Annotated in this window: 11 protein-coding genes and 3 pseudogenes; 10 read left to right on the plus strand and 4 right to left on the minus strand. The window is 50.4% G+C overall.

The genetic code is table 11. The features are described from left to right. The coding region (locus DZ54_RS25475) for a hypothetical protein (RefSeq protein WP_037353747.1) at positions 1 to 185 on the plus strand (185 nt) is incomplete at its 5' end. A 102-nt stretch (positions 186 to 287) separates the two neighbouring features. Further along, a complete protein-coding gene (locus DZ54_RS0106290; protein ID WP_025673464.1) occupies positions 288 to 818 on the plus strand; it encodes an REP-associated tyrosine transposase in 531 nt (176 codons plus the stop codon). Positions 819 to 953: 135 nt separating this feature from the next. Here DZ54_RS0106290 and DZ54_RS0106295 read toward each other — a convergent pair whose 3' ends face one another. Next, the gene (locus tag DZ54_RS0106295) at positions 954 to 1,460 is read right to left on the minus strand and encodes a GNAT family N-acetyltransferase (RefSeq protein ID WP_025673465.1); all 507 of its coding nucleotides are present in this window, start codon (positions 1,458 to 1,460) and stop codon (positions 954 to 956) included. Further along, on the minus strand, positions 1,451 to 1,717 hold the full coding sequence (locus DZ54_RS0106300) for a type II toxin-antitoxin system TacA family antitoxin (protein ID WP_025673466.1): 267 nt from the start codon (positions 1,715 to 1,717) through the stop codon (positions 1,451 to 1,453). The genes DZ54_RS0106295 and DZ54_RS0106300 overlap by 10 nt, the downstream gene beginning before the upstream one ends. Before the next feature lie 218 nt (positions 1,718 to 1,935). Here DZ54_RS0106300 and DZ54_RS0106305 point away from each other — a divergent pair, with 218 nt between their 5' ends. From DZ54_RS0106305 to DZ54_RS24045, 8 genes and pseudogenes are all read left to right on the plus strand, one after another. Next, the gene (locus DZ54_RS0106305; protein WP_025673467.1) at positions 1,936 to 2,718 is read left to right on the plus strand and encodes a DUF3450 domain-containing protein; all 783 of its coding nucleotides are present in this window, start codon (positions 1,936 to 1,938) and stop codon (positions 2,716 to 2,718) included. Beyond that, positions 2,715 to 4,065 (plus strand): annotated as a pseudogene (locus tag DZ54_RS19595) (MotA/TolQ/ExbB proton channel family protein). The gene DZ54_RS0106305 and the pseudogene DZ54_RS19595 overlap by 4 nt, the downstream one beginning before the upstream one ends. Before the next feature lie 38 nt (positions 4,066 to 4,103). Next, positions 4,104 to 4,610 (plus strand): MotA/TolQ/ExbB proton channel family protein, encoded by a 507-nt coding sequence (locus tag DZ54_RS0106315; RefSeq protein WP_037353750.1) that lies wholly within the window; start codon positions 4,104 to 4,106, stop codon positions 4,608 to 4,610. Further along, a complete protein-coding gene (locus tag DZ54_RS0106320; RefSeq protein ID WP_025673469.1) occupies positions 4,610 to 5,014 on the plus strand; it encodes an ExbD/TolR family protein in 405 nt (134 codons plus the stop codon). Before DZ54_RS0106315 ends, DZ54_RS0106320 begins: the two co-directional genes overlap by 1 nt. Continuing rightward, positions 5,014 to 5,644, plus strand: a pseudogene (locus DZ54_RS19600) (energy transducer TonB). The gene DZ54_RS0106320 and the pseudogene DZ54_RS19600 overlap by 1 nt, the downstream one beginning before the upstream one ends. After that, a complete protein-coding gene (locus DZ54_RS24035) occupies positions 5,644 to 5,904 on the plus strand; it encodes a hypothetical protein (RefSeq protein ID WP_081721606.1) in 261 nt (86 codons plus the stop codon). Before DZ54_RS19600 ends, DZ54_RS24035 begins: the two are co-directional and overlap by 1 nt. Next, on the plus strand, positions 5,883 to 6,605 hold the full coding sequence (locus DZ54_RS24040; RefSeq protein WP_081721607.1) for a tetratricopeptide repeat protein: 723 nt from the start codon (positions 5,883 to 5,885) through the stop codon (positions 6,603 to 6,605). The genes DZ54_RS24035 and DZ54_RS24040 overlap by 22 nt, the downstream gene beginning before the upstream one ends. Then, positions 6,586 to 6,816 (plus strand): tetratricopeptide repeat protein, encoded by a 231-nt coding sequence (locus DZ54_RS24045; protein ID WP_081721608.1) that lies wholly within the window; start codon positions 6,586 to 6,588, stop codon positions 6,814 to 6,816. The genes DZ54_RS24040 and DZ54_RS24045 overlap by 20 nt, the downstream gene beginning before the upstream one ends. A 182-nt stretch (positions 6,817 to 6,998) precedes the next feature. Here DZ54_RS24045 and DZ54_RS0106335 read toward each other — a convergent pair whose 3' ends face one another. Beyond that, positions 6,999 to 7,211, minus strand: a complete 213-nt coding sequence (locus tag DZ54_RS0106335; protein WP_025673470.1) for a cold-shock protein — start codon at positions 7,209 to 7,211, stop codon at positions 6,999 to 7,001. A 344-nt stretch (positions 7,212 to 7,555) separates the two neighbouring features. Beyond that, positions 7,556 to 7,627: pseudogene (locus DZ54_RS24050) on the minus strand (cold-shock protein); the annotation flags it as partial. Between the last annotated feature and the right edge of the window lie 37 nt (positions 7,628 to 7,664).

Below are 7,664 nucleotides of genomic sequence, written 5' to 3' on the forward strand. Positions count from 1 at the left end.
TGGCGTTACAGTTTGTTTTTGGCGAAAGAGATTATAACGCCTTATCATGCCGTTCAAAAAACAATCACGAAAGATCAACACGCCCTAGGAAATTCTCTGAAAAAATTAGTGCAGAGATTACGAGTGAGAACGCCAAATATGATGTTGTTGCGAATTACTCGAAATGGAAGAAAGTTGTAAGCTAATCGAGAGCACATTCTGAGTAAAGCGCCCTCGGTTTAGGTTTGAGCGCTGTTCACTATCTCGTTCCCACGCTCCTGCGTGGGAATGCATAAGGAGTTTTAACTATGGGGAGAAGCCGCTACAAAATCACCGAGCCTCACTTACCACACTTCGTGACGTTGACCATACTGCACTGGATCCCTGTTTTTACTCGTCCCGGCACCGTGAATATCTTGCTAGATGCTTTGCGTTTTTTAAGCAGAAACGGCCTTAACGTTTATGCTTGGATGGTGCTAGAAAACCACTGTCATTTAGTGCTGCAAAGTCAGGCATTGGATCATGATATCGCTCGATTGAAATCATGGACGGCGAGAAATCTGATTCAATACCTTGCTGAGCGCAACGTTAAACAAATTCTGGATCAATTGGCGTTTTATAAAAAAGCCCACAAAGTTGATCGCGCTTATCAGTTTTGGCAGGAGGGTGTGCATCCTGAATTGATACAAAACGACGCTATGATGCGGCAGAAGATCGAGTACATTCATCAAAATCCGGTGAAGCGGGGCTATGTTGATGAAGCAGCACACTGGCGTTATTCGAGTGCCAGAGATTACATGGGCACGCCGGGGTTGTTGGCGGTTTGTCGTGAATGGTAGCGAGATATGCATTCCCACGCAGGAGCGTGGGAACGAGAGAAAACACCTCGGAAAAAACAGCGTATTGATCACTCGTTCCTACTCTCTGGCGTGATAATGCATAAGGAGTTTGAATCATGGCAGCGAGTCATCACCTCAGTCTATGGACAATGATTTTTCGATATCGCAGATGCGTGCCATGAGTACTAAAGGGTCAAACGTCGACTCTTTGAAGCCAAATTTTTTGTAGAACGTTTGCGCACTGGTATCAATGGCATGAACTAAAATGCCCGCGCCACCAACAGCGTTCATTGCTTGTATTGAGCGAATGATACAATCTTTTAAAAGACCGGCTGCAATGCCTTGACCTTGATAGGCGTTATCCACCCCAAGCCTTGCTAAAATCACCATAGGAATCGGGTCAGGGCTATTTCTCCGTAGTGAGCTAAATGCGTGCTCTCTCGATACTGAACCCATGGCAATGGCATAGTACCCAATCACTTGGTGGGCTGCTGTGTCATTGGCAACATACACTCTCGCGGTTCCGCGCTTTTGGCTCTTTAACGCCTGTTTTCTTAACCATGTATCGAGTGCTTCAACGCCACATTGAAAGGCATTAATCTGGTGCTCATCAGTCAGTAGTGTGGGTGCACTTATTCCCAAGGCGCTTTCCTATTGAACAGATCTTTCATGCCTTCAAGCGCTCGCGGCTCTGCACTAAGTTCGTTGTCGAAAGCTTCAAACGCCTTTGCTTCAAGGACAAAATCCCGTTGTTCGGCCAGTATGTTATGCGCTTCATTAAGCGCTGCTTGCTGAATGAATACGGTTCTATCGACTTTTTTCAAACTTGCCGCAGCATCGATAATGTCTCTTACCGATGGCTGTACGCGCATGTTGATTGGCGCTGTTTTTGTAGCCATAACACCATCCTGTGTATCTATTTGATACACAGTCTAAATGGTTTTTGTATGTAGTCAATAGATATACGTTGTCATTTACTGATAAGCCGCAATATTCTCCGATCTCCTTTACTGCTAGGCTAGATCTTTGCCGCCAAACTCGGTACATTACACGCAAATAGAAACTATTCTCACTTTTGTTTGGGGCGGAAGCCCTGTCATTAAGCATGTTTGCAGATATCACCATGATAAAACCATCTTCTCTTCGCCTTGCTGTGGGGATCGCCTCTTGTTTGGCGCTTACTCCCGTTGCCGGTGCCGATCAGCTCGAACAGGCGCAAGCCATCGAGGGTAAAACCACGCAAGAAGCGGCCCAGTCGCAATCACGTATTAATCGCCGTGCCGACAGCAGTTTGGCGATGCGTCAAGAAATTGAACAAATCCAGGCGCAGATCAGTAACCTCGAAATCTACCGTGATCACCTACAACACTTAGTCAGCAACCAACAGGTAGAGGCCCAGAGCCTGCGCGATCAAATCACCGAGATCAAAGAGACGCGTCAAGGCATTGTGCCCTTGATGTATCGCATGCTCGGGGGGCTTGAGCAGTGGCTTGCTAACGACATTCCACTCAAAGCCGATCAACGCCAAGCACGTGTTGAAAAGCTTAAGGCGATGATGGGTCGCGCCGATGTGGCCGACTCAGAGAAATTCCGTCGTATCCTCGAGGCGTATCAAATTGAGCGCGATTACGGCAGCAAGCTCGATGCCTATCAAGACACGATTGCCCTGAACGGCCGCGATATTCAAGTGGATGTATTGCACCTTGGCCGTGTCTCGCTGGTGGCGCGTCGCCTCGATGGCCAGCAGCATTGGGTATGGAGCACCCGGGATGAAAAATGGATAGAACTGGATGCCAGCGCCGGTGAGGCGGTGGACAAGGCCTTTGCGGTGGCACAAAAACAAGTGGCGCCATCGTTGTTATCTCTGCCATTAAGTGCCAACCAAGGGGTGAAATCATGAGCTGGAAAACCCTATTCGCGGCAGCGTGTCTTGTCGCGGTTGCCCCTTTGACTCAGGCAGACGATCTCGTTGGTCAAACCGAGCAAGCACAGCAGCAGGCGCGTGAGCATAACCAGGCGCGCGAAGCCGAATTTGCGATGACCGAGCGTGAACTACGCGCCAAGCTTGAGCAGTTAAAAACGACCCGTCACGCGCTAGAGGCGGAAACCGAAAAGCTGAGCGATACCTTTAGTGACAACGAGCAGCAACTGGCGTCGTTGGAAGAAAAACTTCGCTTAGAGTCGGGCAGTTTGGGTGAGCTATTTGGCGTGGTGCGTCAAGCGAGCAAAACCCTGCAAACCGATGGGATCTCAAGTTATGTAGGCATCACTCAGCCAGCATTTAATCAGACCGTGTCAGATATTGTCGCGGCCGATACGCTGCCATCGCTCAAGCAGCTTAATACCCTGTGGCAAGGCATGCTCACGCAAATGCAAACCAGTGGCGAGCTGCAAGCCCTGTCTTTACCGGTGGTGAATGCGCAAGGTGTGACATCGGAGCAAGCCGTTGTGCGCGTAGGTAACATCGGTTTGGTCAATGATCAAGGTTACCTAAATTGGCAGACCGAACGCCAGGTTGCGGTGCCGTACCGTGCCCAACCGGACAATACGTTAACCACTTCAACCCTTGAACAAGCGGTGTCTTCAGTGGGCGAGACTGTACTGATTGATCCGGCTCGAGGCACTTTGCTAGGCCAGCTAGAAAACGCGCCGAGCTTGGGCGATCGCTTCGCACAAGGCGGCTTTGTCGCCAAAGTGATTGCCACCTTGTTGGCAGTCGGCTTGCTCATTGCGCTATACCGTCGGCGCGGTTTGTCTGTCGATTCACGCCAAGATGCATCGCCAATTGAAGCATCCCGATACACCGGAAGATAACCCGCTTGGTCGTGTGCTGAAGGTCTACCATGATGCGCCGCAGCGTGATGTTGAATCGTTGGAGCTGCGCTTGCTTGAAGCCGTAGTGGATGAGCAACAAGGCTGTGAAAAAGGCTTATCGATGCTCAAACTATTGGCGGCGTTGGCACCGATGTTGGGCCTATTAGGCACCGTGACCGGGATGATCGAAACCTTCCAGGTGATCACCCAGTTTGGTAATGGCGATCCGAAAGTCATGGCCGATGGGATTTCAATGGCCCTGGTGACTACGGTGCTGGGTCTGATTGCCGCGATCCCCTTGCTGTTAGCGCATAATATTCTCAGTGGCCAGGCGGACCATATTCGCGGCATGCTGGAGAAACAGAGCATTAGCTTGGTGGCCGAGCAAGCAGAAACCACAGACAATCAGGCGGCAACCGGACAAACGGCATGATAGACGTCGAGTTATTCTCACAGTTGAGCCAACAAGACATGGGTAGCACCTTGCGCCACTTTATGACGCAAGGTGGGCCGGTGTTATGGTGGCTCGGTGCGGTGGTGTTTGTGTGTTGGCTGCTGGTGATTGAACGGCTGTTGTATCTGTTCTCTCGCTTTCCCGTGCAACGTGATGCTTGGGTGCGTGCTTGGCAGGCGCGCGCTGATCAGCGCTCTTGGTATGCCCGTTCTATTCGCCAGGGGGTCTTGTTTCAAGCCCAGCACGAGTTGGGACGTTATTTAGGGTTTATCAAAGCCTTGGTGGCGATCTGCCCGATGCTCGGATTGCTTGGCACGGTGACCGGTATGATTTCTGTGTTTGATGTGATGGCCACTCAAGGGACCAGCGATCCGCGTTTAATGGCATCAGGGATCTCCATGGCAACCTTACCGACGATGGCGGGAATGGTTGCGGCCTTAGCTGGGATGTTTGCCCATGCTCGTTTAGTTAAAGCCTGTCAGCGCCGCGAAATTGCGCTGGAGCAGGCGCTTCGGAGTCAGTAATGCGATTGATTCGAGCCCAAAAACAGCGCGAAGAAGCGCAAGTTGATTTAACCTCCATGCTGGACATTGTGTTCATCATGTTGATCTTTTTTATCGTCACCAGTTCGTTTGTGCGTGAGTCAGGCGTAGAAGTAAACCGTCCAGAAGCGAGCCACGCCACCAGTCAGAAAGACGCTGGGATTTTTATTGCGGTGACGGCCTCGAACGACATTTATATCGATAAACGTTTGGTGGATGTTGAGCGCGTCGAAGCCACGCTAGAGCACCTGTTGCTGGATAAACCGGATGCGGCCTTGGTGATTCAGGCCGATGAACTGGCTTACAATGGCACGGTTGTTAAAGTGATGGATGCGGCGAAAGGCGCCGGGATTGGCAGCATTGCGTTGGCGACGGAGTCGCCGTAATGAAACGATGGCTGATTTCAATGCCGATGGCGCTAGTGTTTACCTTGGGGCTTTTTATGCTGATGGCATTGATGGTGGGTCATAGTAGCCAGCGTCCGCAGGACGCGTCGACATCAATGCGTATCGATATTTTTATGCAAGAGCCGGATACCGAGGTGCAGCGTCGCCAACGGAGTGTGCCGGAGCGGCCCAAACCGCCAGAGGTGCCAGATACGCCGACGCCGGTGACACAGACGCAATCTCAGTCGACGTCTTCACCTCAGCCTGATATGCCGAATCTGAACCTGCAAAGCGGGACTCAAGGGTGATGGTGCAAGCGCCATCATTGGGTGAGCTAAACCTTAATACCGGCCCCAATAACCAACAGGCGATGCCGCTGTTTCGGGTGGAGCCGAATTATCCGCCGCGCGCCATGCGGCGAAACTTAGAAGGCTATGTGGTGGTCAGTTTCACCATTAGCCCTTCCGGCCGGCCGCAAGATATAACGGTTGTTGATGCCAACCCACCGCGAGTGTTTGAACGTGAGGCATTACGTGCACTGCGGAAGTGGAAATATGAGCCAAAGTAGTGGACGGTGAAGCCGTGGCGCAACCTGGGCAACAGGTTAAATTGGAGTTTAATTTACGCTGATGTGGAAAAAACTATTTATTAGTGTCGTGCTATTGATGTCGGTGCCTGCTGTCGCGCAGCTTTCACCCTCGGTGGCACGCTCAATTGAGAAAGCCCAAACCCTTGAGCAAGACGCGAAACTGGGTGAAGCCATTGCTCTGCTCGACGATTTAAGCGTGAGTCGGGCGTATGATAAAGCGTTTGTGGATCGCACACTGGTGTATTTTATTGGCAATATGGTAACAACGACAAAGCCATTGTGCATATTCAGCGGGCGGTAGACAGTGAGCAGCTCCAAGATGCACAAGCGTGGCAAACCAAGCGCATGTTAGCTGATTTATTATTGATCGATGGCCAGTATGCGTCGGCCTTACAATATTACTATCCGTTGGCTCGCGCAATCCCTGAAGAAAAAGCGGATCAAAGTGAGGATGTGTGGCTGCGTATTATGCAGGCACATTATCAGCGCGAACAGTGGGGCAAGGTATTAAAAGCGTATCCCGATTATCAACGTGTGGTGACCGGCGTTGCCAGTGTGTCGGCATTATCGCTCAAATTAGGGGCACAGCTTCAGCTTGAGCAATGGCGTGGTGCCACACCGACGCTGAAGGCGCTGATTAAGCATGAGCCGGATAATAAGCAATGGTGGCGTCAACTGGCTGGCAACTATGTCCGATTAGAACAGCCTAAAGAAGCAATTAGCACTTACTTACTGGCTAAGCGTCAAGGTATCACGCTTACGGCAAGTGAACAGCGTACAGTGGCCCAGTTATATGCGAACGAGGGCGTGCCAGAGCGCGCAGCGCAATGGTTAAACGCGTTGCCGGCGCCTGAACAAGATGCGCAAACGCTGGCGCAACAGGCTAGCCTTTGGCAGCAGGCTCGGGAATGGCCACAAGCGATCGGGGCGTGGAAACAGGCCCGCGAAAAAGAACAGCCAATATCACTGGCAACTCGCGTTAATGCAGATCCAGCAAGGTGAATATCAGCAAGCGCTTACTTCGCTTGAGCATGCCGATAAAGGCGCCTCGAATAGAGAGATTGCGTTGGCAAAGGTCCGGGCTCATTACAAGCTTAAGCAGTATGAGCAGGCACTGAAACAAGCGCGCCTCGCCAAACAGATTGCGCCGGATGACGCGGTAGAAAGCTGGCTGACCTTTTTGAAAAAGCGTCAACAAATGCAGCGAAGCTAAGCGACACCAAATCTAGCGACAGCGAACCTAAACGACAAAAAGCCCCAGCTAGCGTGCGCCAAACAGCTGGGGCTTTTTTGGTTTTGTGTTTATACATTTTGTCTTTATAGATAGGGTCGCCCCCGAATGATAGACACAAAAAAAGGACGCCTAAGCGCCCTTTATCAATCAGACTTGGTTTCTTATGCGACAGAAACGTCAGCGGCCTGTAGGCCTTTTTGGCCTTGTTCAACGGTGAAGTTAACGTGTTGACCTTCAATCAGGGTTTTGAAGCCTTCACCAACGATTGAACGGAAATGGACAAATACATCCTTTTCGCCGTTTTCGCGGGTAATGAAACCAAACCCTTTCTCTTCGTTAAACCATTTGACGATACCAGTTGCTTGATTAGACATAATCATTCTCTCTTAAATTACTAAAAATAGGATAGCTTTGAACGGAGTCGATGACATGTCTAGAAGCGAAAGCGGGTAACGTTAGAAACTCTATAATACAGATAATAGTGCAGCTTATGTTGCCTTTTACTTGATGAATCATTGACGCTCCGTGTTCCAGAGCTGTGACCACCGTACAGCAATCTGCTCACTTGTAAAGCGTTTATGGTATTAATTTGTAGGATTATTGTTTTTTATGATGACACGCGGATGTTTTCGCGTTTTATCGATGGTGGGGATGGTAGGTAAGTTATAGATATAAAAAAAGGACGCCTAGGCGCCCTTTATCAATCAGACTTGGTTTCTTATGCAACAGAAACGTCAGACGCCTGTGGGCCTTTTTGGCCTTGCTCAACGGTGAAGTTCACACGTTGGCCTTCAGTTAGGGTTTAAATCCGATACCAGCCTAACGAC

Origin of the sequence: Salinivibrio socompensis S35, assembly GCF_000513715.1 — a bacterium.
GTDB lineage: Bacteria > Pseudomonadota > Gammaproteobacteria > Enterobacterales > Vibrionaceae > Salinivibrio > Salinivibrio socompensis.